We start from the raw sequence: 21978 nt of genomic DNA, 5'->3' as shown, positions 1-21978 counted from the left end.
ATACAACCACCTTTGTTGATTCTGGCCGGCAGGAAACCGGCCGGATCACAAGCTTTTTTGAACAAACAATATGTATCATTAATGAATAATATAGCCTGAATGAAAGAATTCAGACTCCATATTTATCACGCCCGTCAATGTGATCCTAAAAAATGCACAGGTAAAAGACTCAAAAAATTTGATCTGGTCCGACTGCATGAAAAAATACATTCACTCCCAAAGGGATCCATCTTACTTGACCCAATGGCAGAAAAAGCTCTTTCACCTGCAGACTGTGAGATTTCAGACATTATTGTCCTTGACTGTTCATGGAATACTGTGGAAGAAATTTTTCCTAAACTGTTGCGTCGCAAGTTACAGCATCGTGCGTTGCCCTATCTACTAGCTTCAAATCCGGTGAATTTTGGCAAACCCTTTAAATTAAATTCGGTCGAAGCTTTTGCAGCGGCTTTGTATATTCTGGGAAACAAAGATCAAGCGGAAAATATTCTGTCAAAATTCCGATGGGGACATACTTTTCTGGAACTTAACAGAGAACCTCTGGAAGATTATAGTAAAGCAAACAATAGTGAAGATATTATACAAATCCAGAATGAATACATCTGAGACGGAGGCAAAATATGGAGATACAGATTGGAGTTATCGGGGCCGGATCCTGCGACAGTGAAATCGACAGCCTTGCAGAAGATGTGGGCAGGGAGATTGCAAAAAGGGGAGCATACCTTCTTTGTGGTGGCATGGAAGGTGTTATGGAAGCTGCCTGCAGGGGATGTAAGAAAGAAGGGGGCAAAACTATTGGAATACTTCCCGGGCCTTCTGCAAATGAAGCAAACCCTTATGTTGACATCGCCATAGTAACGGACATGGGACACGCAAGAAATGCAATCATTGCGGCTTCATGCGATGCGGCTATAGCAGTTGGTGGGGAATATGGTACATTATCAGAGATTGCTTTGTCTATTAAAAACGGCAAGCCAGTCATCAGACTTTGTTCAAAGTGGGATATTGAAGGAACAATCCCTGCCCATTCGGCAAAAGAAGCAGTAGATATAGCATTTAAACAGATAAATTCAGACTACATTATTGATATTTGTTGAAAGATACATTTATATGCAATGACTCTTTTGACAGAAATATTTATAGATAATAGAAAAAACAACTTATAACCTGATTCTCAATGCACCTGATAATAGCCGAAAAACAAATTGCAGCAAGACGAATTGCATCTATTCTCAGTCCAAAAAAGCCGCAGAAAAAAAGGATTAGCGGTATTGACTCCTATGAGTTTGGGAACGATGAAAAAACCATAGCTATCGGACTTAGCGGACATATCGTCCAGCTCGATTTCCCTCCCGCATACAATAATTGGCAGAAGGTTGAAGCAAAAGAACTCGTAGACGCAGAACTTATTGTTACACCTACCCACGCAAAAATTGTGAGCGCCCTGAAAAAACTCGGTAAAAAAGCAACAAAGGTTACGATTGCCACTGACTACGACAGGGAAGGTGAACTTATTGGTGTTGAAGCTCTCAATATCGTAAAAGGAGTGAACGAAAACATCGAATATGAAAGGGCAGTATACAGTGCAATTACACCTGTATCTATTAAGGAAGCATTCGAAAACACTACAAAAATAGATTTCAATCTCGCAGATGCAGGACATTCAAGACAGGTGATTGATCTGGTATGGGGAGCCAGCCTCACACGTTTTATTTCCCTGGCATCCAGAAGACTTGGAAAGCAATTCCTATCAGTTGGACGTGTACAGTCACCAACCCTTGCCCTCATTGTGGACAGAGAAAAAGAGAGAGAGGCTTTTGTACCTACCCCTTACTGGGAAATATATGTGGACCTGGCTAAAAACGGAGAAAATTTCAAGATCAGGCATAAGAAAACCCGCTTCTGGGAAAAGGAAGAAGCAGACAGGGTATTTGGAGTTATTAACAATGAAGCACTGGTCTCCTCCCTGGAAACTTCCACTAAAGAAGACAAGCCACCCACGCCATTCAATACAACCGAATTCATAAGGGCTGCTAACTCGATAGGGTTTACCCCTGCCAATGCCATGAGAATAGCAGAATCCCTCTATACCAACGGTTATATTTCATACCCCAGGACTGACAATACTGTTTATCCTTCAACAATTGACCTGAGGGAACAGATAGAAATGTTCTCTAAAGGCCATTTCAGTGAATATGCAAAAAAACTGTTGGCAAAAAAAGAGCTCAAACCCACAAAGGGAAAGAAGGAAACCACAGACCATCCACCAATCTTTCCTGCATCTGTTGCGAAGAAATCCCAGCTTAAGGAAGATGAATGGAAGCTGTATGAACTGGTAGTCAGGCGTTTCTTTGCCACTTTTGCCGAAAATGCAGAATGGGAGACCATGAAGGTCAGTTTTGATATCAATGAAGAGGAATTCAGGGCAAATGGCTCCCGGCTTGTAAAGCCAGGATGGAGATGGTATTACCCCTACAATGCTCCTGAAGATCGATTATTCCCTGCTTTGGAAGAAGGGGAGATACTTCCTGTTAATGATAAAGAAATGCTTGACAAGGAAACGAATCCACCGGGCAGATATGGCCAGGGAAGGCTAATAAAAATGATGGAAGACATGGCGTTGGGAACAAAAGCCACACGTCATGAGATTATAAGCAAACTTTACTCAAGAGCATACGTGCATGGCAATCCCCTCCAGCCGACCCAGACAGCGTATGCAGTGGTGGAAGGTCTGGAAAATTATGCCCCCACGATTACCAGACCAGACATGACCAGTACTCTCGAAGAGGATATGGACCGTATTGCAGAGGGTAATACACCTGAAGAAAATGTACTGCAGCAATCCAGGGACATGCTGACAGATGTCTTTAAGGAACTGGAAGATAACCGTGAAAAAATATCCGAATCCCTCAGGGAAGGGTTGAGAAAAGACAAGATCATCGGCAAATGCCCGGATTGTGGTTGTGACCTGATCGTACGTCGCTCACGCCGGGGTTCAAGATTTATTGGATGCGAGGGATACCCTGACTGCACATTCTCCCTGCCCCTCCCAAAAAGCGGACATATCCTTGTTACCGATAAAACCTGTGATAAACACAGCCTGTACCACATAAAAGTAAAGGGGCAGAAGAAAAGAGCATGGGATCTGGGGTGTCCCTATTGTAACTACCTTGAATGGAAAGAAGAACAAAAAAAAGAAAAGGCTGCTACTCCGCGACCGGAAAAGATCAGTGATATTCCGGGTATCGGGAAAGTTACCCAGGAAAAGCTAAATTCTGCAGGTATTTCAACTGTCGATGAACTTGAAAATTCAGATGCAAATGAAATTTCAAAAACTACAAACATACCTCTGGGTAAAATTATCCGATGGCAGGAAGCAGTTGCATATTAAGGGGGAGAAAACTATGCGTATTGATTTTAAAGGGGGTTGCAGGGAGGTAGGACGATCTGCAATTCTGGTGAATGAAGAGATCCTGATAGATTACGGCATCAAGCCGGGAGACCTACCGGACTATCCTGTAGATGGCATTTTCCCGAAAAGCATTTTTGTCTCCCACGGCCATCTTGATCATTGTGGAGCGGTTCCCAACCTCATGGACCTGAGCCCTGAGGTGTACATGACACATATGACCTCCAGATTTACTGAAGTCCTGGGCAAAGACACCCTCAAAATATCAGAAAGAAGGGGATTACCCGAACCTTATGATGAAGGAGATTTGCAGAAACTTTCCCAGATTACAAGACGAAAACATTTTGGAGAAGAAGTCAGGACAAACGACTATCTTGCCAGGATTTACAGTGCTGGGCACATACCGGGTGCATCATCGATATACCTCGAGGATAAAAAAGGGGAAAGTCTGCTTTATACCGGTGATATAAGTACCAGTGATTCGAGACTTGTATCAAAAGCTGACACAATGCCTGATGCGGATATATTGATTACAGAGAGCACATACTTCGGAGAAGACCACCCACCCCGCCAGGAAACCGAGAAAGCATTTATTGATTCTATTATCGATACAATTGATATCGGCGGCACGGTCATTATCCCTGCTTTTGCCATTGGGCGGACACAGGAGATTATGATGTTACTCCATTCGGAAAAGATTCCCTGTTTTGTGGATGGCATGGGAGTGGCAATGACAGATGAGATGCTGAATCATCCAGAATATCTAAAAGATCCAAAAAAACTGGAACAGGCATTTGGTTTTGCTACTATTGTAAAAGGAAATAAGAGAAATAAAATTCCTCTGGAAGGTTCGGTCATAGTAACAACTGCGGGAATGCTTAATGGCGGTCCTGTACTCTATTATCTTGATAAGAAAGCTGACGACCCGAAAACAAAAGTAATGCTTACAGGATACCAGGTCGAAGGAACAAATGGCAGACTTGCTCTTGACAGTGGTTTCCTTGAAATTAATGACCGAATACAACATCTCAGGTGCAAACTGGAGCAATACGATTTTTCGGCCCATTGCGGGGATAAAGAGTTAAAAGGACTTGTAAGGGACTTTTGTGACAGGGGAACTGAAACTGTGTACACAATGCATGGAGATGATGCGGAAGGGTTCGCACAATGGATAATGGATGAAATCGGTGTTGAGGCTTATGCCCCTGCAACCGGTGAAACCCTTATGACCCGTTGAAACCATTCCTGACTGCCCTGAGGTCATCCAGAGTATTAATATTTTGGAGGCAGGCAAGGGATGGATCTATTTTTTCTATTTCCGCTATATCCACTTCAACCATATCATTCATTTCAAATACTGGTGACAGAATGAAATACCTGTTATCCCGTATCGATTTTTCAATAAGGGGAATCAGCAGGCAAGCCCGGAAAACTGCACAAAGGGGCTCGTAACTTCCGTTTTTTCTTTTTATGAGAGCACAATCGTGGCCTTTGGACTTTGAGAAGAGCAACTCAACTATTTTCGGTTCAGGAAAGGGCATATCACAGGCTGTGACAAAAATATATTCATGGGAGGCAGCTTTCAATCCTGCCAGCATGCCTGAAAGGGGGCCGACATCTTCATATTTGTCAAAAGTCGTCGGCAATTCCCCAGTAAGTGGAGCAAGCAAATTATATTGGTGCTTATCCCGCAGGGATATTATTACTTCATCTACAAGCGGCTCGAGTGTATTGATTATCCGGCAGATTACAGGCGTCCCTTCAATCTCTATCAGGGCCTTTTCTTTATAACCAAAACGCTTTCCTTTTCCTCCTGCAAGTATCAGGGCCGCACGTGACATAGTGCCAACAATCCCGGCATTGAATATTACACTTTCGCGCAATATCCGAAACAATTAAAGACCAGTATTATCAATCCGTTATACATGGAACAAAATCCGGAAAAAAAAGTAGTAGCAGAAATGGCGAGGATCGTATTAGCAGCAGCCAGAACTGCCCCTAAGGGCAAGGGAATTGATGATATAGTAACTGCCCTGGCCGATAGAAAAGACATGGAAGATATCGCAACCGAAATGGAAAAGATCGCTGATGAAAAGGGTGATGGATTCCAGTTCCTGAAAAGGGATGCAGCAAATGTCAGACAGGCAGATGCCTTTATAGCTATAGGAATCAAACATGCCGAGCCTCTTAAATTGAACTGTGCTGCCTGCGGTTTTGCAACATGTGCAGATATGAAAGAGCAAAAAAGGATAGAAGGAGATTACGCGGGTCCTAACTGTGCTTTCAAGAACATAGACCTGGGTATTGCTATTGGATCTGCTGTGGCCAAAGCTAAGGACCTGTGTATAGATAACCGCATAATGTACTCGGCAGGAAGCGCTGCACGTTCTCTGGGCTTGATTGAAGCAGATGTCGTTCTGGGCATTCCATTAAGCGTTTCAGGTAAGAACCCTTTCTTTGACAGGAAATGGCCCTGAATATCAGGTTATACCGCGACGACGCTCACTGCGATACTCGTCCACAAGGGATTTTAATTTCTCTTCCTCTTTTTCCTTTTTCCAGTGATCAGCTTTGCCAAACCAGTTTTCAATTGCAATTTTCAAAACATCAGGAGACACAACCGCAAAATCACCCTCTTTTTGTATATCCAGATTTTCAAGTACAGGAATACTTTTTTCAAAAAATACCTCTTTTGCCGCATAAGATATTCCTGCAGGCACGATCAGCGCTTTTGGTGAATAATCTGCAAGCAAAGAAGCAGTTGAAGCACTGCCCCCACTGGGATCCTGGAAATAAACGACATCACCTTTTTTTAGGCCATATACATCTGCTACATTCAAAATGGCTTCACGACTAAAGGAGGAAATGACCTTTACAGGAATGCCTTCTCCCCTGATTTCCATCTTTTTTATACTTTTAAGACGTTTTACCTGAGCCTTAGAATCATGTAGCCTCTTATTCAGACGTTTGATATCCTTTTTAAGATTATCAATTTTCTTATTACGAATTGAAATCTCTTTTTCCTTCTGTAACTTAAGGTGTTCAGTTTCACGCATTTGCCGAATTTTTGATTCAAGATTGGATATTGTACTATCCCTTGACCTGCGTTGATCAATGAGCTCTTTCACATATTCCTGTAATTCAGCAATCTCCAAATCCCTGCGTTTGAGTTTCTCTGTCATTTTTCGATAGGTTTCATCATCAATACCTTCAGAAAAAGAGCCAGAACTTTCTGCTACACTTTTTTGGGCCTTAGTTGCTTGATTCTGTTCTTTCAAAGAATTAATAGCCTCTTCTATGGATGAACCTTTGATGACTTCGACTTTTATCTTATCGATATCCATGTAAGGAGGAGCCTTGCTTTCAATCTTCAGGAAAAGCTGCCTGTATTTTTTGTAAGCTGATATGGCAGCGGAAAGAGAATCCCTTTCATGGTCATTGGAGTAACCATGAGGTTTTGCCAGTTCAATCTTCTCTTCCGATGGGATGGGGCCACCGGGGGAATAACTGACAGCACTGAAACTGCGTCTGATTTTTTCCACTGCTGCAGGCATCGGGTATACATCGGTTGCAACTATTGCTGGTTTGCCGTATTCAGAAATAAGTTTCACCACTTCATCATGGGAAATACCCCGATAACTGACGCAATGCAGAACATCACCTTCAAGGGAAAGTATGGAGAGGCCAACAGTCGTGCCCGGGTCAACACCCACAATAGTAGCCTTACGTTCCTTGCTTTTCAAAGGTATGTACTGTATCTTATCCCTCACAAGGCTCCGGACATTTACCTGCACATCCGAACCGGATGAGGAATGGATGGGTACATCGCACTTGCGTGCATTAACGGTAAATTCACACCTAACATAACCTCCAAAACCCTTGACGGCTTTGCTTGTAAAATTGAAGTTGCGCTCCTTTGCCGCCCCTTTAAGTATCGACTCGATCTCACGGCTTTTTACTTTCACAGCTCCGTGAACCTTACGTCGGTAACGATTCTGGCTCCACCCTCCCCTGCCAAGAGAGCGTGCCCTGCTAACCTTTATCTTTGTTTTATCCTCAAAAAGGGATACTTCCACTCCTACACCCATTTCAGCCAGTCTTGCACATGCTTCTGCTTCATCGCCGGGATCACGGGGATTTATTGAAATATCATACTTATGGGCAAGAAAGGGCAGGGAAACCTGCTTCAAGCCACCTGTGACCTGTACGAGTTTTACACCCGAAGGGAGTTTTTCCAGGAAATGAATCAGTTCCTTCTTATCTTTTGCCAGTTCATAGATATTGTCTACAGCTATTATCATTGGACGATCATCTTTTATCATCCTGAAAATACGATGCATTTTCAGCATCGAATGCCTGTAAACTGAACCATCTTTCAGGATAGCAACTGCATAACGTGGAACCTGACCGGAACGTGGCGACCCCCTGGCAACGTCTATACCATAAATGGCATTTGATGTCATTACCTGTATTTTTGTTTGTATTAATCTTTAATATTATCGGTACAGGATACTATATGCCCGTATAATGCGTCGACATCCTTTTTTAGGTTATATTTTTTCTTGAAATGAGCAGCTATGTTCGAAATATCACGCCTTAGGAGCTCCTCTGCATGAGGATGAGAAGGAGTTACATACTGCGGCCAATCGATAATCTGCACACCTTCGGGATTGACAAAAACATTGTACTCACTCAGGTCGGCATGAATTACATTATTGCAATAGATTTTTTTGACCTGCTCCATTATCATGTCAAAAAATATATCGGGATCTTCCAGGCGGACCTTGAACAAAAGTTCTCCTTTGGCAGGTTCCATTACGATAGCATGCCTGTTACCGTCAATAGGTTTGGGAATGCTAATATCAGGATACAGACGGGAAATTATTTCGTACTCACGTCCGGCTGCAAGACGGGCGGCATATATCCAGGAAAAGTGTTCTCTATTAACCAGGTGCCCACGCAACCTTTTAACATCCTTGAAACTGGTGCGCCCTTCCCTGTGGAATTTGACGATCACTGTTTCAGGATCACCTATGGGCAATTCAGGTTCTTTCATACCCTCATGAACGACCGATTCCTTACCCACACCGATTTCATCGCCAAGTGCACAGATACTACCCCGTTTTACCAGTGCATTGATAGCCAGAGCATCATAACCATTGAAATACAGCCTGTAGCCTTCATAGGGTCTTGTTGTTGCCAAGACAAGCTCTTTTTCAATCAATTCACCTAACAGATAGGCCAGATTCTGGTGGTCGATACGTGTATATTTCACAAGTTCATCAAAAGGCACCCATTCATGGTCCTGCATGCCTACTTCAATACCTGTAAGAATACGAAAGTCCCTGGAGGTTATATCAGGAAATAGCTTGAGTACATCGGCAATCATTGTATCACAAAATAAAAAAAGAATAATTAAGTGTGCCTTTTTTTGGCTTCTTCCACTTCATCTATTATATCGGGGTATTCCCGGAAAACAGAAAGTATATCCAGAGCTGCTACAAGATCCACAACCCCTATTGCACCGACGATTTCTCCGTCCGGGGTCTTTATGGGTGTCACTGCAACCGCCTTTCCTTTATATACACCTTCTTTGGGGACTGTACGGATGGTAATCTTGTCCTCCAGGACTTTTTCAAGTATAGGCCCTGTATAATCCCAATCTACAACTTCCCCTCTTTCCATTCGGATACCCTTACCATTTACACTGCGAATGGTAGTCGGAATACCCAGAAGAGAATGAACCGCAGATGCAATTGGCTCCAGGTCCTCTGCAGTAGAGTCTTTACATATTTTCAAGCATATCATAATTCCACCTTACATACTAATAGATTTCAAAAAATATAATACTTATCGAAAAGCAAAGAAAAAACCTCCTTAGATGCCTTCGATGTACTTAAAAGCAGAATAAGCCGCAATGGCGCCGTCCGAGGTTGCGGTGATTACCTGGTAAAGGGGAGATTGTCTGCAATCACCGGCGGCAAATATGCCTCTGACAGATGTTGCCATCGATTCATCAGTGATTATGAAATCTTTATCGTTCTTTTTCACATTAACAAAATCGGTGTTGGGATTAAAGCCTATATAGATAAAAACACCTTTTACAGGAAGTTTTTTTGTCTCTTCAGTAATTACATCATGTATTTGCAGGGATTCAACAACATCTTTGCCTTCTATTGCATCCACAACACTATCCCATACAAATTCAATATTTGGACGGTCAAATGCCCTGTCCTGAAGGATCTGGGATGCTCTCAATTTATCGCGGCGATGAACGACGTACACCTTTGAAGCAATATCGGAAAGGAATATAGCATCTGTAACAGCCGATTCCCCGCCACCAATCACTGCTACTTCTTTGCCGGAGAAAAAGGGACCGTCACAGGTAGCACAGTAAGAAACACCTCTGCCCAGGAAATCCTTTTCACCCGGTACATCCAGTTCCCCCGGAGAAGAACCTGTTGCAACAATGAGTGATTTACTTTGTAGTTCTTCCTCACTGGAAGAAACAATAAAGTGATCACCTTCTTCAGTCACGGAGTTGAGTTCCATTTCTTTAAATTTGACCCCGGCTTGTTCTGCATGGTCAAGGAATTTTTCCATCAGTTCCATTCCACCGATCGAGGGAAAACCTGTATAGTTCTCGACCGTTTTTGCATTACTTATCAGGCCACTCATGCTGTCCTTATCAACAAGCAGAGTATCCAGTCCGTATCTGACTGCATATATTGCAGCAGTAACTCCTGCGGGTCCTGCACCCAAAATTATTAAGTCATACATCAGTATCCCGACGTTTAAAGATTACTTGATGCTTTCAAGAGCTTCATCTTTGGAAGGAATACCTATAAAAGCTACCTCTCCATCGATCACAGTAGTTGGCACAGCCATCACAGAATATTCCTGAGCTGTTTTTTGCCCCTCTTCAGATTCTACATCGACCTCTTCATATTCAAAATCATGTTCCTCTTTGAGGTCTCTCCAGATCTTTTCAGCCTTAGGACAATTGTGGCACCAGCTTGCATATAAAAGAATCACTTTTGACATATAATCCCCCTTAATTTATTCACTAATTAAGGTTGATTTCAGAATATATCAATTTAATTGAGGGTTGGGTAGTACAGGAGAGAAAAAAGAGAAAAAGAAAGATTGGTCAATTAACCCTTATTAGGGATAAAGGGACAATCTTTTATCGACACCGTAGGAACTTGGTGTTACAAACGACATCTGCTGTGGTGTACCGGATTCAGGGGTAAATGTTAGTTGTACATCTGTCCTTGGGTCAAGTACAAGATTAGAAGTGCTAACATTTTGAGAATCAATAATTTTATCCCCCTCATTGGTAGTTGATATATAGAGCCTGATTAGATCCCCTTTGTTCATAACAGGATTGGTTGAATTATCAAATGAATCATCTTCATCTCTTATTTCCTCTGCCCTGAAAGAACTATCCGACAAATTGGCACTATCATTATAAGTCAGAGTGTTTGTAGTATCACCATCACTTATGGATATTACCATTTGTTCAAGATCCATTGCCGAGCCACCTGCGCTAACAGACACCTGAACTTCAAGAAGATCAATATTATCTGAAAGATCAGTAGTATCGTCCCTTATACCTTCAGCTGCAAGAACCTTCATGTTGGAAGATACTTCAGAGGTTGCTTCTTCTCCTGTAGCCTGTGCTTTCTGTTGCAGGACACCCGAGGTCTGGATAAGAACTGCTGCTGCGATTGCAGCGACAAGTACCATTGCAATGAATATAATGAGTGTACCTATACCCACCTGAGCACTGGTATCTCTTTTGAGCATGCTTGTTCTGTTTGCTTTCATGTAATGCCTCCTATTTGGAAATATGCCGTGAACTTCAGATTATTCAGATATTGGGGGACACGGCTTATACTCATAATAATGAGTATCATTCAAACCTATAAATATTATTCGGTTGGAAATATCAAACACCAAACTTCAAACAGTATATGAACCCAACATATATATAATATTTGTATAAAAATATATAACTACATTAATTCAGGCATAGGATATATTAAGTAATTACAACCAGATTACATACCATCCGGAGGAATGAAAATATTTTCTTTAACCTTCTTTAACATAATAATATGCCTGTGCATAACAATGGCAGTTATCGGATTTAGCTGGGAGCTATATACCAGAAGAATGGATCAATCAAAAAACAGCAATCCTGCACTTGTTGCTTTCATCATATTCTGGTTACAAGTAGGTCTGATCTACCTGACAACCTCCCTGCACATGATTGCAAATTACACTAATTGGCATTCAATGGACCTTCTACTATACAAAGTGTCACTGGTCCCCTTTGCATTCCTCACAGTGCCTGTCGTCTTTTTTGTTATATATATTATGATAGGTAACAAACTTGCAAGTGGATCGTTTTCCGCAATATTCTTCCTGGTAGGCGGGTTCTATCTCAACATATTCAACAATAATGTGACAAATATACCGGCCCATACCGAATGGGCAAGTATTTTCATTCAGGAAGGAGGAATAGCACCTTATGTATACATCTTCGGTATTTTTGTAATACCCACTGCAATGATCCTTGGAGTGATGTTTTTGCTTTTGATCAGAAAATTACCGAAACGACGCAAGTACAACATCACAACCTCTTTACTTGCGACCTCGTTTGTAATTGATTGTATCCTTGTGGATATGTTTACCACCAGTATCAGCATGCATGCAGGGCTACGTATCTTTATACTCACCGGAATCGTACTCTGTTATCTGGCATATTTCCCACCTCTGGCTGTAAAGGACAGGCTGGGAATAAACGAAATTGAAATAGAAGAAAGCCCCACCAGCAAACTGGACATTTAAAGAGAGGATTTGAATGTCTGGAAGAATAGATATAAAAACAGAAAAAGCTGTGGCCGAATTTTACCAGTCACTCGGGATAATCAATGGACCGGGAGACATACAATACAGAATCATTATCAAAGTACTGGAAATGAATGAAGGGGAAGTTGTCGAATTCTCGGATATCAGGAAATACACAGACCTTATTGCAGACAGGGGAAGTATAGGCAGCAAGATGAAAACGGTAATCCTGCTTTCAGGACTTGCAAATAAGGTTAAACGTGGCGGATACACAATCACTGAAAAAGGGATGATAGCAGCTGATTATCTCCATAATAGCACGGAATTCTATTTCAAAGCAAAGAAGACACTGGCAATGATAGATCGTATGCCCTGACAATAAATTTAAATCCTATAACATCAATGTACATACAAATACATTGAAGTACATAGGTGTTCAGATGCATCCGAAGATCGAACAAATAATCCAAAAATCAAAAGAAAGGGCAGACGCACTTTCTGAAAGTAACACACACACCAGATGTAATGATAGAAGGGATATTTTCGAATCTATCGGGCTTGCCTGTAAAAGAGGATATATACCCATAATTGCCGAAGTAAAACCTGCTTCACCAACAGGAAAATTTGCTGATGTAAACCCGGAAATGGCCTCACAAATTGCTCGTGACATGGAAAATGCGGGAGCTGTAGCCTTATCTGTTCTTACGGAACCCTGTTACTTTGAGGGAAGTATAGAAAACCTTGAAAATGCAAGGAAACATACTTCCATACCAGTTTTGCGCAAAGATTTTATTGTGGACAAAAATCAAATGTATGAAGCCAACAGTGATGTCATATTGTTGATTGCAGGGGTACTGGGTAAAAGGCTACCGGAATTCATAGAAATCGCTCGAAGAAGGAACATTGAGCCTCTTGTAGAAGTGCACAATGAAAAAGAGATTGAATATGTACTTGAATGTGACACAAACCTTATAGGGATAAATAACCGCAGTTTTGAAACACTTGAAATCAATCTGGAAACAGCTGAAAAACTCATTCCCATTGTGAAAGAACATGACCGCAAATACAACCAGAAACACCTGATAATAGGTGAAAGCGGAGTCAAGGGTACCGATGATGCGATAAGGATGATCAATGCAGGTGCTGATGCGTTGCTTGTTGGAACCTACCTGATGGAAGGCAACCTTGAAGAAAAAATGAAACAACTCATTGAAGCGAATAAGAATCAGGAGATAGTATGAACCATTATTACGGAGACTACGGTGGACAATACGTACCGGAAATATTGATGCCGCCACTTCAAGAGCTTGAAGAAGCGTATGAACAATACAAGGCAGACCCAGAGTTTACCTCCCAGCTTAATGACTACCTTGAAAATTATGCCGGAAGAAGTACACCCCTATATTATGCAAAGAACATGAGTAGGAAATATGGTCTAAAAATCTACCTCAAAAGGGAAGACCTGGTACATGGAGGAGCACACAAACTCAACAATACCCTGGGACAGGCCCTTCTTGCAAAATTTATGGGCAAAAAAAGGTTAATTGCAGAGACCGGAGCCGGTCAGCACGGCACCGCAACTGCCATGGTAGGAGCAAAACTGGGTTTTGAAACCATGGTATACATGGGATCAAAAGATGTAAAGAGACAGCTCCCAAATGTCTACCGTATGAAACTGATGGGTACCGAGGTAGTATCAGTTGACACCGGTTCAAAGACAATGAAAGATGCAATAAATGAAGCATTGAGGGACTGGGTAACAAATGTCGGGGATACACACTACCTCATTGGATCGGTAGTCGGACCATACCCGTTCCCGAAGATTGTGAGGGATTTCCAGAGCGTTATCGGCAGGGAAGTAAAGGAGCAGGTCATGAAAGTGGAAGGAAGATATCCGGATTCTATCGTGGCCTGTGCAGGCGGCGGAAGTAATGCAATGGGTATTTTTTATCCCTTCCTGGATGATGAAGTGAATCTCTTTGCAGTAGAAGCAGGGGGCGAAAAGCTCAGGGAAGACGATAAAATCGCCTATCATTCTGCATCCCTGGCAACAGGTGAGGAAGGTATCCTGCATGGTGCAAGAACAAAGGTCCTGCAAAACAGGGACGGACAGATACTGGAATCCACATCAGTAGCAGCCGGCCTGGATTATGCAGGTGTGGGACCCGAACTTGCCCGACTCTCAGAAACAGGGAGGGTGAAACCCTGTTACATAACTGATATGGAAGCCCTTGAGGCATTCCATGAACTTAGCAGGTTAGAAGGAATAATCCCTGCACTGGAATCTTCACATGCCATTGCATATGTAATGAAAATGGCAGATAGTGGCATACTGGGTGATACAGTCGTCATCAATCTCTCCGGAAGGGGCGATAAGGATCTCCAGACTATTATGGATATGGAGGATTGAATATGCGCATCAGTCAAAAATTTGAAGAACTTAAGGACAAAAATGAAAAAGCACTGATAGCCTATGTCTGTGCAGGGGACCCCGATCCGGACACCACACCTTCTATTGTAAATGCGCTTGTTGAAGCCGGCGCGGATATAATAGAACTGGGTCTGCCTTTCTCCGATCCTGTAGCAGACGGGCCAACCATACAGGCCGCAACCTGTCGTGCCATTGAGGCCGGCATGAACACAGAGCGCTATTTTGAGTTGATAAAAGGCCTGGAGGTAAATGTTCCCCTCATCTGTATGACCTATTACAACCTCATATATCGCCAGGGTAGCGAAAATTTCGTAAAGAAGTGTGTTGACGCGGGAATTTCGGGATTGATAATACCCGATCTGCCATTGCATGAAGCAGATGAACTGATAGAAATCTGCAAAGAGAAGGGAATTGATAATATATTCCTTGTCGCACCAAATACCAGCGATCAAAGACTGGATGCAATTGGCAGCAAAAGTTCGGGTTTTATTTATGTTGTATCCAAACTCGGAGTTACCGGAGAAGGAGAAAACATCTCTTCCAATGTAGCAGGCCTTCTGGATAAAATCAATTCAAACCTCCCAAAAGCCGTAGGTTTTGGAATATCAAACAGAAAACATGTAGAAGAAATGGTCGCTGCAGGAGCTGATGCTGTGATCGTGGGTTCTGCCCTTGTAAATATAATAGCCAGCGGAGACAATATAATTCCCCGCTTAAAAGAAATAACAAAGGATTTGAAAGAAGGGTGCAGATAAGATTTTAACTGAAAATCTGGTCAACAAACCAGTGAGGATCGAATTTTTTCAGGTCCTCATATTCCTGGCCCAGTCCGAGGAAAACAATGGGTTTACCTGTTATGTATGCAATGGAAATTGCAGCCCCGCCTTTTGAATCGGCATCTGTTTTAGTAAGAATGGAACCATCAACTGGCACTGCTTCATTGAACTGTTCAGCCCTTTCGACAGCATCATTGCCTGCAACCGCCTCGTCTACAAAAAGCACGAGATCCGGAGCACTTACACGGCATATCTTCTGGAGCTGTGCCATCAGATTTACATTGGTATGCATCCTGCCGGCAGTATCAGACAAAACCACATCACTATCATGGGCTTTTGCATACTGTACGGCATCATAAACAACAGCTGCAGGGTCGCCCCCTTCCTGATGTTTAATCAGTTTTACGCCGATGCGCTCAGCATGTACCGCAATCTGGTCAATCGCCCCTGCACGGAATGTATCCCCTGCTGCAATTACAACAGATTTATTCATACTTTTAAGACGATGAGCAATCTTGGCAATCGAAGTCGTCTTACCTGTTCCGTTAATACCAACAAAAACAATATTTACAGGTTTCTCATGACTATCAATGAATTCATCAAAATCGAATACATTAGCAGACATGACATCATTAATCGACTTTTTCAATGCATCTTCTACGATCTTGCTGGTGTTGCCACCTATCTTCTTACGGCTGCCTACAAGTTCTTGTTTTACATCGGTAACAATCTTTTCAGAAACCGAAATTGCAATATCACTTTCCAGAAGAGACATCTCCAATTCCCAGAGGATATCTTCGACGTCCGCTTCATCAAGGATAAACTCCCGTTCAAGGACCAAAGCTTTGGCTTTATGTGCAAACCCTGTTTTATTTTCATCCTTAGTTCCAACCGCCTCTTTTTCCTGAAAACCAATACCTTCTGCAGCTTCAGGCTCAGTAGCGGATGATTCTTCCACAGGAGTGGCTTTATCTTCAATTTTGGAACTGAAATTTTGCTTAAACCCCGAAAGTTTGTTCTTAAGCTTATTAAACAAGGTTATGCCCCATAAAAATTATTGCTGTGGCTGCTGTTGTTTTGCCATAGACTCAATGGACTGGATGCGCTGATTGACCTGTGAAAGGTTCTGGTTCATCTGTTCCAGTACCTTCTGCAAATCGTCTTTGCGCTTATTAAGAGTGATTATGGCTCCATCAACATCCTTTTCTACACTAATCCCAGCACCGACCTCAACAACAACTTTGTTGTCATTGGCTATATTTGCATTTACAAAAGAACCTGCACCTATAGGAACAAGAGTATCGGGATTTTTGGAAAATGATTGGAGATCCTCAAGGGTCGTTATTGCCCGCCCACAGTCATCAATCGACATCTGCAACATGTTTGTCTGCTGCTGTATGGTCTGGGCACGTTTCTGGAGGTCCCTGTGCTGAAGGGCCAGGTTCTGGATATTCTGCTGACCTTCTTCTGCCATATAATCATGCCTCTTCGACACTGTCTATCTTAATCAAGTAGCGCTTGATACCGTTCTTGCTTCCAAAAAGGGAATAAACTTTCTCAACTGCGTTCTTTTCATTCTGGCTTTCCACATTTTTTGTGAACTTTTCCCAGATATGACCCGCTTTGAATGTGCCTTTTACAACAAAGTCGCTCATAAAATCACCCGCATAATATGTTAAATCAATCAAACATCAATGCATCTTCAATTCTTCCAAGTTCATGACCTGTGGTTTCCGAACCTGCAACATATCCAGAAGAGTTGGCAATTACACCGGAACCTACTACCTGGGATCCGTAATTAACAGTACCTATTTCCACATTAAGTCCAAAAAGGTCCTCAAGAATGGAAACTTCTTCCTGTTTTATCATGGGATGGGCAAGCAATCCGTGATTGGTAACCACACCCGCCATCCCCACAGTTTTGATACCGGCAATCGTGCCCCGTCTGACATCAACTGAAAGAGTCTTTTCGATTATTTCAATCGCTTTGTCAGAGATATCCGGATGGACAAGAGCTGCTGAATCATTGGCAAGCACTATGTTTCCTATTGCCGATAGATTATCTGGAACCTCTGCTACTGGAAGGTCTATTTTTTTAGGAAGGGGGCTTGAGCCTTTGGGTATAAGGAATCCTGAGGAATTCCCTTTTGAAAGGGAACCCACGACTACACTACCATTTACAAGAGTGGAAACTACTTCCACATCAAGTATATCTTCCAGCATACCAGATGTCTTATCGTTCGTACCCGGAGGCACAAGGGCGAAATCCTCTGTACAGGTTGCAAATACCCCTATTACGGGATTTTCATATATGTTTAGGGTTCGGATCATAAATTATTTCGAACTTGGAATTGTATCGGCATTCAAATTATGCCAATTCTGCCTGAACCTCACCGTCTTCGAACATTGCTGCCCGTACCCGTATTGAGGAAGGTGGCTTCTCAGCTCCACGATTCCAGACCAATTCATTGATACTGCTATCAATTTTGACCTGGTTAGGAGACGCCCTCATGTGCCTGACCAGATATTTCTTTACCAGGGTCATCGCACGAGTTGTGCGTTTCCATTTTGGAGCCAGTTTTGCATCCCTGAGCGGGATGGTATAAACCTGTTCTTTTACTATATCATCTGCCATTGCCATCACCTCATTTCACTTTAAGGCTGTTCCTTCTCCAGTGCCTTCTCTTGGGATGACTGACAACCTTTCTGTTTGACTTGATAATTGCCCATGTAGGAACCCTCTGGTTCTGGACGTGGGCTTTTGCCAATCTCATTTTCTGTCCTTTCGTGTTATGGCTCACTTGTCTCACCTGATCCACGTTGCTCTCAAATTTACATTCATAAATCAATTAATGATATAAAATTTTAATTGGTAGTCTTTTCCTTAATTTTCCTCAACACTCTCGATTGAACGTGTTTGGGAAATATGGAAAGGATCTTTTCATCATCGTATTTCTGTCGAATCAGATACCTTAATTCAGTTTCATAATCCGCCTTGGAAATTCTGTCACTCAATCCTTCTTCAACTTCAAGATGCTCACAAACCATTAAATCAACCGCAGCACGGCCAAACCCTTGCAGAGGGGACGCACAATGCACCCCATACCGATCCTCAATACTGCGTAGTCTGGATAGATCCATCCTGGGCACCCGGTCATCACGTCTTATCCCATCAACGATCATATCTACACCACCACATGCTGCTATTTTTTCAAGAGCATGTGAATGAATGTGATTAATCGCATTTTTTGGGAAATTGTCTTCAACTGCCATTTCAAGGGCTTCATCCAAAACTGAACGCTCAAGTTCTACAACCGAATGATCAAAACCCAATTCATCAGCCACTTTACGTGCAATATTTCCCACATCAATGAGGGAAAAAGTGCACGTTACAAGTTCAACGTCAAAATATGGATCCAGTAAAATGGCAGATAGGGCACTATCCTTCCCGCCACTAAACATCACCCTTGCTTTCATATCCGATTACAGTCTTGTGATCTTGGGATCATGTTTTTTGGGTTGCATCCGGGTAAGCAAGGCTTTCATTTTCTCATCATCAATGGTGGATTGCAACCGGCCACTCTGAGCTAGCCCCACAATCTGGGATTCGACCTGTTCTGCCAGTTCTTTGCGAGACATTTTCAACCTTGTAAGGCGTTCCCTTGCTTCGGGTGTCGTGACCTGGCGAAGGACAGCATGAATCTTTGCTTCCCTTTCTGCCTGTGCTTGCTCCTGCTGGTATGCAGCCTGTGGATTGTTTTCTTGCTGGGAGGCTTGCTGCCTCTGCATTTCTTCAAGCCTTTTCCTGCGGATTGCTTCGAGATCATCTGCCATGGTATAAAACCCCTTTTAAAGAAGAACTGGCTTTATTAGCCAACCCGGATTATAATTACATTTAGTACTTTTGCATCTCGGGAATTTCAGAAACCAGTTCTTTCTTGATTTCATTAGCTGTATTGTCAAGCAAAGACTTTCCTGCTGGAGATGCAACCCTACCTGCCTTCTGTTTCTTTACAAAACCGGCATCTTCAAGCTGCTGAGCTATTGTACGGGCAACTGCACCGCTACCCTTTGCTTTCTTAGCAGGGGTTACACGCTTTGCTTTCTTTCCTCCGTATATGGAACGAAGTCTCTGTACACCTACCGGACCGTCAGTATATATCCTTCTGAGGACCGCAGCACAGCGAGTATACCACCAGTCATCTTCCACTGGAGGAAGTTCTCTGTGTGCACCGGTCTTCACATAGGCTGCCCATTCCGGAGGTTGGATCTTCTCATTTTCTTTAAGTTTCTCTGCTGTCTTTTTGATAATATCATTAGCAGGGACATCATATGCTGTAGTCATTCTATCCTCCTTCAAATAAAGATAGCATCAGGCATAACGTTTACGACTGACATTCACTTTGAAACGCGTCTGTATATGCACTGGAATAAGACTCTTAAATCTATCGGTTCATATATATGGTTTTTGGATCGAAAGCGTTCCAAACCTTTATTTCATGAACGTTTGTTCCCTTCCTGGTCCCACAGAGATATATTTAACCGGGATTCCCATCAATTTTTCAAGGCGTTCAACGTATTCCCGGGCTTTTTGGGGCAGGTCCTCATAACCAGCTACAGAAGTTAAATCTGTATCCCAGCCTTCCATATCTTCATAAACAGGCACACATCTTGCAAGTTTTGAAGTATCTTCCGGCGGATAACCAATCACTTTACCATCCAATTCATAGCCAACACATATTTTTACAGGGTCAAGACCTGTCAGTACATCCAATTTTGTAAGAGCTATGGAAGTATAACCATTCAGGTAGACTGACTTTTTAGCAAGAGGCATATCAAACCATCCACACCGCCTTGATCTGCCTGTAGTGGTACCAAATTCATGGCCTACATCATGCAGGTGCTGGCCTGCATCACCTTCCTGTTCAGTAGGGAGCGGACCTGCTCCCACACGTGTAATATAAGATTTAACGATGGCAAGTACTTCATTCACACGAGTCGGGCCTACACCAAGATTGGCACATGCTGAGCCCGCAATGGTACTTGAAGAAGTTACAAATTTTTGTGTACCGTGAATTACATCCAGATGACTACCCTGTGCCCCTTCGGCAAGTACATTTTTACCTTCATCCAGCGCAGTATTAATCTCATAGGAAACATCGGCAATATAAGGAGCTAGTTCCCTGCCCAGGGAAATATACCTGTCCACAAGAGAACTTTCCGTTACAATGGAAGGATCACCACCCATTGCATTAATTTCCTCTTCCTTATGGGAAGCAAGATCTGAAAGACGTTGCATAAGGCGTTTTTCATCGATCAGGTCGGAAAAATGAACTTCATCCCTTGCAATCTTATCAATATAGGCAAAACCAATACCTCTTTTCGTGGTACCGATCTTTTCCGAACGGGTAGCTTCCTTGAGACCATCAAGTTCTATGTGATAAGGCATGATTATGCTTGTCTTGCCATCAATACCCAGTTTTTCAGCAGATACTTTCACACCAGCCTCTTCAAGCATCCGTATCTCTTCTACCATAACTTCCGGATTCAGAACCGTACCCGGTCCAATGAGCACCCGGCTATCAAGAAGAAAACCAGAGGGAATTAGATGTAATTTATATATCTCATCCTTAACCTTGACAGTGTGACCTGCATTATCGCCGCCTTGAAACCTGGCAACAATGTCATAGTCACCGGCCATCAGGTCTACTACCTTGCCTTTGCCCTCATCACCGAATTGGGCACCGGTAATAATCGTGAACATGGTTGACAGGATTGCATTATATCCATAATAATGTTTTGTCTGGGAAGCCATGGCCGTAGAAAGTATACAAGGGCAGAACAAAAGCAAACCAATCCTTTTAAGAAGATTTATAATCAAAAAATTCAATCTAGGTAACACATGTATGTATATATTGCAATTGCAGCATATTTCGTGGTATTATTCCTGACATTGCGAGACATAAGAATCTATCGCCGCACTAGTTTCGAATCATATCGAAAAGGAGCTATGAAAGGAATTGCCGCATCCACAATCGTACTGTTAGGCGCTGTTATCACACCCCTAAATCCAAATATAGGACTATTATTAGTGCTGATTGGCATGTTCCTGAATAAAAAAGGTACGAGGGAAAAAGTGTTCAATGACGCAACTGCAACCGAAAGAATGATGGGTAAAACCGACCTGCAGCAGTGAACTTATAACACACTACAATATCCAAAAGTTATAAATATCTAAAGCTGGTTCAAAAAAGAAGAATTAACTATACCCTATCCAACTATATGGAGTTACCAATTATGGGAAATATTAGACAAAACAATATTAAGAACATAACCTCACGTCTGCTTACAAACCATGGAAATGTATTCACATCTAATTTCGATGATAACAAGAGCCTTGTTACGAAATACACCACAATCGAAAGTAAAGTAATCAGAAACCGTGTTGCAGGCTACGTGACAAGAAAGATCAATCACAAGAGACACGAGTGAAACCGGAGCTGGTT

29 protein-coding genes are annotated in these 21978 nt (G+C 42.5%); 12 read left to right on the top strand and 17 right to left on the bottom strand.

Translation table 11 applies throughout. The annotated features are described in order from the left end of the window. Window positions 1-99 precede the first annotated feature (99 nt). From BHR79_RS07680 to BHR79_RS07665, 4 genes are all read left to right on the top strand, one after another. Window positions 100-606, top strand: a complete 507-nt coding sequence (locus tag BHR79_RS07680; protein WP_072561783.1) for a DUF367 family protein — start codon at window positions 100-102, stop codon at window positions 604-606. Between the two features lie 14 nt (window positions 607-620). Then, window positions 621-1097 (top strand): TIGR00725 family protein, encoded by a 477-nt coding sequence (locus tag BHR79_RS07675; protein WP_072561782.1) that lies wholly within the window; start codon window positions 621-623, stop codon window positions 1095-1097. Between the two features lie 80 nt (window positions 1098-1177). Then, window positions 1178-3391, top strand: coding sequence for a DNA topoisomerase I (locus tag BHR79_RS07670; protein ID WP_072561781.1), 2214 nt, complete (start codon window positions 1178-1180; stop codon window positions 3389-3391). Window positions 3392-3404: 13 nt separating this feature from the next. Then, the gene (locus BHR79_RS07665) at window positions 3405-4646 is read left to right on the top strand and encodes an MBL fold metallo-hydrolase (protein WP_072562346.1); all 1242 of its coding nucleotides are present in this window, start codon (window positions 3405-3407) and stop codon (window positions 4644-4646) included. Here BHR79_RS07665 and mobA read toward each other — a convergent pair. After that, complete coding sequence (gene mobA / locus BHR79_RS07660; RefSeq protein WP_143743563.1) at window positions 4633-5292, bottom strand: molybdenum cofactor guanylyltransferase; 660 nt, start codon at window positions 5290-5292, stop codon at window positions 4633-4635. The two genes, BHR79_RS07665 and mobA, sit on opposite strands and share 14 nt — an antisense overlap. 42 nt (window positions 5293-5334) lie before the next feature. Between mobA and BHR79_RS07655 the strand changes: the two genes are divergently transcribed. After that, the gene (locus BHR79_RS07655) at window positions 5335-5886 is read left to right on the top strand and encodes a ferredoxin domain-containing protein (RefSeq protein ID WP_072561780.1); all 552 of its coding nucleotides are present in this window, start codon (window positions 5335-5337) and stop codon (window positions 5884-5886) included. A gap of 3 nt (window positions 5887-5889) precedes the next feature. Here the strand turns inward: BHR79_RS07655 and BHR79_RS07650 are convergent, their stop codons facing one another. From BHR79_RS07650 to BHR79_RS07625, 6 genes are all read right to left on the bottom strand, one after another. Then, window positions 5890-7872: a DUF460 domain-containing protein gene (locus BHR79_RS07650; protein ID WP_072561779.1), complete on the bottom strand. Its 1983-nt coding sequence runs from the start codon at window positions 7870-7872 to the stop codon at window positions 5890-5892. 20 nt (window positions 7873-7892) lie between these two features. After that, window positions 7893-8798 (bottom strand): serine/threonine-protein kinase RIO2, encoded by a 906-nt coding sequence (locus tag BHR79_RS07645; protein WP_072561778.1) that lies wholly within the window; start codon window positions 8796-8798, stop codon window positions 7893-7895. A 26-nt stretch (window positions 8799-8824) separates the two neighbouring features. Beyond that, window positions 8825-9217, bottom strand: a complete 393-nt coding sequence (locus tag BHR79_RS07640; protein ID WP_072561777.1) for a DUF2111 domain-containing protein — start codon at window positions 9215-9217, stop codon at window positions 8825-8827. Window positions 9218-9286: 69 nt separating this feature from the next. After that, window positions 9287-10189, bottom strand: coding sequence for a thioredoxin-disulfide reductase (gene trxB, locus BHR79_RS07635; protein ID WP_072561776.1), 903 nt, complete (start codon window positions 10187-10189; stop codon window positions 9287-9289). 21 nt (window positions 10190-10210) lie between these two features. After that, a complete protein-coding gene (locus tag BHR79_RS07630; RefSeq protein WP_072561775.1) occupies window positions 10211-10453 on the bottom strand; it encodes a thioredoxin family protein in 243 nt (80 codons plus the stop codon). 120 nt (window positions 10454-10573) lie between these two features. Further along, window positions 10574-11239 (bottom strand): archaellin/type IV pilin N-terminal domain-containing protein, encoded by a 666-nt coding sequence (locus tag BHR79_RS07625; RefSeq protein ID WP_072561774.1) that lies wholly within the window; start codon window positions 11237-11239, stop codon window positions 10574-10576. Between the two features lie 306 nt (window positions 11240-11545). On the opposite strand from BHR79_RS07625, the gene BHR79_RS07620 reads away from it, so the two are divergent. From BHR79_RS07620 to trpA, 5 genes are all read left to right on the top strand, one after another. Continuing rightward, window positions 11546-12265, top strand: coding sequence for a hypothetical protein (locus BHR79_RS07620; protein ID WP_148039497.1), 720 nt, complete (start codon window positions 11546-11548; stop codon window positions 12263-12265). Between the two features lie 13 nt (window positions 12266-12278). After that, a complete protein-coding gene (locus BHR79_RS07615) occupies window positions 12279-12641 on the top strand; it encodes a hypothetical protein (protein WP_072561772.1) in 363 nt (120 codons plus the stop codon). A 64-nt stretch (window positions 12642-12705) separates the two neighbouring features. After that, window positions 12706-13506, top strand: a complete 801-nt coding sequence (locus BHR79_RS07610; RefSeq protein WP_072561771.1) for an indole-3-glycerol-phosphate synthase — start codon at window positions 12706-12708, stop codon at window positions 13504-13506. Beyond that, entirely contained in the window at window positions 13503-14675 is a 1173-nt protein-coding gene (gene trpB, locus BHR79_RS07605) for a tryptophan synthase subunit beta (protein WP_072561770.1), read from the top strand. Before BHR79_RS07610 ends, trpB begins: the two co-directional genes overlap by 4 nt. Before the next feature lie 2 nt (window positions 14676-14677). Next, window positions 14678-15451 (top strand): tryptophan synthase subunit alpha, encoded by a 774-nt coding sequence (trpA, locus tag BHR79_RS07600; protein WP_072561769.1) that lies wholly within the window; start codon window positions 14678-14680, stop codon window positions 15449-15451. A gap of 4 nt (window positions 15452-15455) precedes the next feature. On the opposite strand, the gene ftsY is transcribed toward trpA, so the two are convergent. The 10 genes from ftsY to BHR79_RS07550 form a co-directional block, all read right to left on the bottom strand. Continuing rightward, on the bottom strand, window positions 15456-16508 hold the full coding sequence (gene ftsY / locus BHR79_RS07595; RefSeq protein ID WP_072561768.1) for a signal recognition particle-docking protein FtsY: 1053 nt from the start codon (window positions 16506-16508) through the stop codon (window positions 15456-15458). Window positions 16509-16526: 18 nt separating this feature from the next. Next, window positions 16527-16946, bottom strand: a complete 420-nt coding sequence (pfdA, locus tag BHR79_RS07590; RefSeq protein WP_072561767.1) for a prefoldin subunit alpha — start codon at window positions 16944-16946, stop codon at window positions 16527-16529. Between the two features lie 4 nt (window positions 16947-16950). Beyond that, window positions 16951-17127, bottom strand: coding sequence for a 50S ribosomal protein L18Ae (gene rpl18a, locus BHR79_RS07585; protein ID WP_013037654.1), 177 nt, complete (start codon window positions 17125-17127; stop codon window positions 16951-16953). A gap of 25 nt (window positions 17128-17152) precedes the next feature. Continuing rightward, window positions 17153-17803: a translation initiation factor IF-6 gene (locus tag BHR79_RS07580; protein ID WP_072561766.1), complete on the bottom strand. Its 651-nt coding sequence runs from the start codon at window positions 17801-17803 to the stop codon at window positions 17153-17155. A gap of 37 nt (window positions 17804-17840) precedes the next feature. Next, window positions 17841-18107: a 50S ribosomal protein L31e gene (locus BHR79_RS07575; protein ID WP_072561765.1), complete on the bottom strand. Its 267-nt coding sequence runs from the start codon at window positions 18105-18107 to the stop codon at window positions 17841-17843. Window positions 18108-18117: 10 nt separating this feature from the next. Beyond that, a complete protein-coding gene (locus BHR79_RS07570; RefSeq protein ID WP_048902271.1) occupies window positions 18118-18273 on the bottom strand; it encodes a 50S ribosomal protein L39e in 156 nt (51 codons plus the stop codon). A 64-nt stretch (window positions 18274-18337) separates the two neighbouring features. Beyond that, window positions 18338-18949 (bottom strand): DUF7411 family protein, encoded by a 612-nt coding sequence (locus BHR79_RS07565; protein ID WP_072561764.1) that lies wholly within the window; start codon window positions 18947-18949, stop codon window positions 18338-18340. Window positions 18950-18955: 6 nt separating this feature from the next. Beyond that, window positions 18956-19306 (bottom strand): DNA-binding protein, encoded by a 351-nt coding sequence (locus BHR79_RS07560; RefSeq protein WP_072359804.1) that lies wholly within the window; start codon window positions 19304-19306, stop codon window positions 18956-18958. Window positions 19307-19367: 61 nt separating this feature from the next. Further along, window positions 19368-19817 (bottom strand): 30S ribosomal protein S19e, encoded by a 450-nt coding sequence (locus tag BHR79_RS07555; protein WP_072561763.1) that lies wholly within the window; start codon window positions 19815-19817, stop codon window positions 19368-19370. Between the two features lie 147 nt (window positions 19818-19964). Then, a complete protein-coding gene (locus tag BHR79_RS07550) occupies window positions 19965-21236 on the bottom strand; it encodes an adenylosuccinate synthase (protein WP_072562344.1) in 1272 nt (423 codons plus the stop codon). A 138-nt stretch (window positions 21237-21374) separates the two neighbouring features. Here BHR79_RS07550 and BHR79_RS07545 point away from each other — a divergent pair, with 138 nt between their 5' ends. Beyond that, entirely contained in the window at window positions 21375-21668 is a 294-nt protein-coding gene (locus BHR79_RS07545) for a hypothetical protein (RefSeq protein ID WP_072561762.1), read from the top strand. 101 nt (window positions 21669-21769) lie between these two features. Beyond that, entirely contained in the window at window positions 21770-21964 is a 195-nt protein-coding gene (locus BHR79_RS07540) for a 30S ribosomal protein S17e (RefSeq protein ID WP_072561761.1), read from the top strand. Window positions 21965-21978: the final 14 nt, after the last annotated feature.

Origin of the sequence: Methanohalophilus halophilus, assembly GCF_001889405.1 — an archaeon.
Taxonomy (GTDB): domain Archaea; phylum Halobacteriota; class Methanosarcinia; order Methanosarcinales; family Methanosarcinaceae; genus Methanohalophilus; species Methanohalophilus halophilus.
This window is presented reverse-complemented; position numbering and strand designations above follow the sequence as displayed.

What these genes read in the sequence shown, in the direction of transcription:
- BHR79_RS07615 (WP_072561772.1), top strand. Translation starts at nt 12,279, where the DNA reads ATGTCTGGAAGAATAGATATAAAAACAGAAAAAGCTGTGGCCGAATTT.
- BHR79_RS07665 (WP_072562346.1), top strand. Translation starts at nt 3,405, where the DNA reads ATGCGTATTGATTTTAAAGGGGGTTGCAGGGAGGTAGGACGATCTGCA.
- rpl18a (WP_013037654.1), bottom strand. Translation starts at nt 17,127, where the DNA reads ATGAGCGACTTTGTTGTAAAAGGCACATTCAAAGCGGGTCATATCTGG.
- BHR79_RS07670 (WP_072561781.1), top strand. Translation starts at nt 1,178, where the DNA reads ATGCACCTGATAATAGCCGAAAAACAAATTGCAGCAAGACGAATTGCA.
- BHR79_RS07650 (WP_072561779.1), bottom strand. Translation starts at nt 7,872, where the DNA reads ATGACATCAAATGCCATTTATGGTATAGACGTTGCCAGGGGGTCGCCA.
- BHR79_RS07555 (WP_072561763.1), bottom strand. Translation starts at nt 19,817, where the DNA reads ATGACTACAGCATATGATGTCCCTGCTAATGATATTATCAAAAAGACA.
- BHR79_RS07680 (WP_072561783.1), top strand. Translation starts at nt 100, where the DNA reads ATGAAAGAATTCAGACTCCATATTTATCACGCCCGTCAATGTGATCCT.
- BHR79_RS07675 (WP_072561782.1), top strand. Translation starts at nt 621, where the DNA reads ATGGAGATACAGATTGGAGTTATCGGGGCCGGATCCTGCGACAGTGAA.
- trxB (WP_072561776.1), bottom strand. Translation starts at nt 10,189, where the DNA reads ATGTATGACTTAATAATTTTGGGTGCAGGACCCGCAGGAGTTACTGCT.
- BHR79_RS07575 (WP_072561765.1), bottom strand. Translation starts at nt 18,107, where the DNA reads ATGGCAGATGATATAGTAAAAGAACAGGTTTATACCATCCCGCTCAGG.
- BHR79_RS07560 (WP_072359804.1), bottom strand. Translation starts at nt 19,306, where the DNA reads ATGGCAGATGATCTCGAAGCAATCCGCAGGAAAAGGCTTGAAGAAATG.
- trpB (WP_072561770.1), top strand. Translation starts at nt 13,503, where the DNA reads ATGAACCATTATTACGGAGACTACGGTGGACAATACGTACCGGAAATA.
- trpA (WP_072561769.1), top strand. Translation starts at nt 14,678, where the DNA reads ATGCGCATCAGTCAAAAATTTGAAGAACTTAAGGACAAAAATGAAAAA.
- BHR79_RS07655 (WP_072561780.1), top strand. Translation starts at nt 5,335, where the DNA reads ATGGAACAAAATCCGGAAAAAAAAGTAGTAGCAGAAATGGCGAGGATC.
- pfdA (WP_072561767.1), bottom strand. Translation starts at nt 16,946, where the DNA reads ATGGCAGAAGAAGGTCAGCAGAATATCCAGAACCTGGCCCTTCAGCAC.
- BHR79_RS07550 (WP_072562344.1), bottom strand. Translation starts at nt 21,236, where the DNA reads ATGTTCACGATTATTACCGGTGCCCAATTCGGTGATGAGGGCAAAGGC.
- BHR79_RS07610 (WP_072561771.1), top strand. Translation starts at nt 12,706, where the DNA reads ATGCATCCGAAGATCGAACAAATAATCCAAAAATCAAAAGAAAGGGCA.
- BHR79_RS07565 (WP_072561764.1), bottom strand. Translation starts at nt 18,949, where the DNA reads ATGAAAGCAAGGGTGATGTTTAGTGGCGGGAAGGATAGTGCCCTATCT.
- BHR79_RS07645 (WP_072561778.1), bottom strand. Translation starts at nt 8,798, where the DNA reads ATGATTGCCGATGTACTCAAGCTATTTCCTGATATAACCTCCAGGGAC.
- BHR79_RS07640 (WP_072561777.1), bottom strand. Translation starts at nt 9,217, where the DNA reads ATGATATGCTTGAAAATATGTAAAGACTCTACTGCAGAGGACCTGGAG.
- BHR79_RS07620 (WP_148039497.1), top strand. Translation starts at nt 11,546, where the DNA reads ATGGCAGTTATCGGATTTAGCTGGGAGCTATATACCAGAAGAATGGAT.
- BHR79_RS07540 (WP_072561761.1), top strand. Translation starts at nt 21,770, where the DNA reads ATGGGAAATATTAGACAAAACAATATTAAGAACATAACCTCACGTCTG.
- BHR79_RS07630 (WP_072561775.1), bottom strand. Translation starts at nt 10,453, where the DNA reads ATGTCAAAAGTGATTCTTTTATATGCAAGCTGGTGCCACAATTGTCCT.
- BHR79_RS07580 (WP_072561766.1), bottom strand. Translation starts at nt 17,803, where the DNA reads ATGATCCGAACCCTAAACATATATGAAAATCCCGTAATAGGGGTATTT.
- BHR79_RS07625 (WP_072561774.1), bottom strand. Translation starts at nt 11,239, where the DNA reads ATGAAAGCAAACAGAACAAGCATGCTCAAAAGAGATACCAGTGCTCAG.
- BHR79_RS07545 (WP_072561762.1), top strand. Translation starts at nt 21,375, where the DNA reads ATGTATGTATATATTGCAATTGCAGCATATTTCGTGGTATTATTCCTG.